This window comes from uncultured Roseibium sp. (assembly GCF_947499295.1).
Taxonomy (GTDB): Bacteria; Pseudomonadota; Alphaproteobacteria; order Rhizobiales; family Stappiaceae; genus Roseibium.
In genome coordinates this window covers 1-1323 of record NZ_CANMNP010000094.1, presented here as the reverse complement: position 1 = coordinate 1323, position 1323 = coordinate 1, and the positions used below count along the sequence as shown (strand labels likewise).

At 48.5% G+C, this 1323-nt stretch carries 1 protein-coding gene; it reads left to right on the top strand.

Annotated elements, in window-relative coordinates; genetic code table 11:
* Positions 1–1291 (top strand): hypothetical protein (locus Q0835_RS29860; protein WP_298967114.1); only part of this gene is annotated, 1291 nt, incomplete at its 5' end.
* Positions 1292–1323: the final 32 nt, after the last annotated feature.

The following is a 1323-nucleotide window of genomic DNA, read 5'->3' as shown; positions in this document are numbered from 1 at the left end:
GATCCCGGTCTACGGCGAAAACCGGGGGGAAGATGGAACATACAAAGAGCTGGCCAGCCAACGGCAGCAGACTATCAGCTCAAACAGGAGTCGATCCCAGCAACAACGTCATGACGGAATTGGTCCGTCTGGAGAACGGTCTGAACAATCTTTCGAGGAGCTTATCAATGAGCTACATCAAAGCCCAGGGCCGCATGACCCCAGTTTTCATGTCAATAGTGAGAGCAGTGAGAGCTTTGATTTCACTAATCAAGACGTTTCGTTATCAGACCCTGTTGCAAAATACATAAACATACTTGATGAGACCAATCCGGCCCCGCAAGATTGGCAAAGTGATGATAGATCAATGCCAGACCTGGGCATGGAACAAACAGGCATTAGCCAAGAGCAACAAGTTTCTACTGATGTGCCCGCATCAAACATTCAGCGCCTACAAGAGACGCTCTCTTCCCAAAATACGCCAAACAGTCCCCTATACGATCCCCTGGCAGAGTTGATAGATGGCGGCGAGATCCCCGTGCGGGGCGACGAGTTTTTTGATGAGCTTCATCAAAGCGCCGGGTTAGGTCCGTATGACTCCAGTTTTCAGGTCAATAGTGAGAGCTTTGATTTCACTGATCAAGACGTTTCGTTATCAGACCCTGTTGCAAAATACATAAACATACTTGATGAGACCAATCCGGCCCCGCAAGATTGGCAAAGTGATGATAGATCAATGCCAGACCTGGGCATGGAACAAACAGGCATTAGCCAAGAGCAACAAGTTTCTACTGATGTGCCAACATCAAACACTAAGCCCCTACAAGAGACGCTCTCTTCCCAAAATACGCCAAACAGTCCCCTATACGATCCCCTGGAAGAGTTGATAGATGGCGGCGAGATCCCCGTGCGGGGCGACGAGTTTTTTGATGAGCTTCATCAAAGCGCCGGGTTAGGTCCGTATGACTCCAGTTTTCAGGTCAATAGTGAGAGCTTTGATTTCACTGATCAAGACGTTTCGTTATCAGACCCTGTTGCAAAATACATAAACATACTTGATGAGACCAATCCGGCCCCGCAAGATCGGCAAAGTGATGATAGATCAATGCCAGACCTGGGCATGGAACAAACAGGCATTAGCCAAGAGCAACAAGTTTCTACTGATGTGCCCGCATCAAACATTAAGCGCCTACAAGAGACGCTCTCTTCCCAAAATACGCCAAACAGTCCCCTATACGATCCCCTGGAAGAGCCTACAAATAAAAGACCGCGCTTGGATGAAAGGGACAGAACAGATGGTCGAGGGCGATGAACATAACAAGTTGGGGGATATTGTCGGCATAG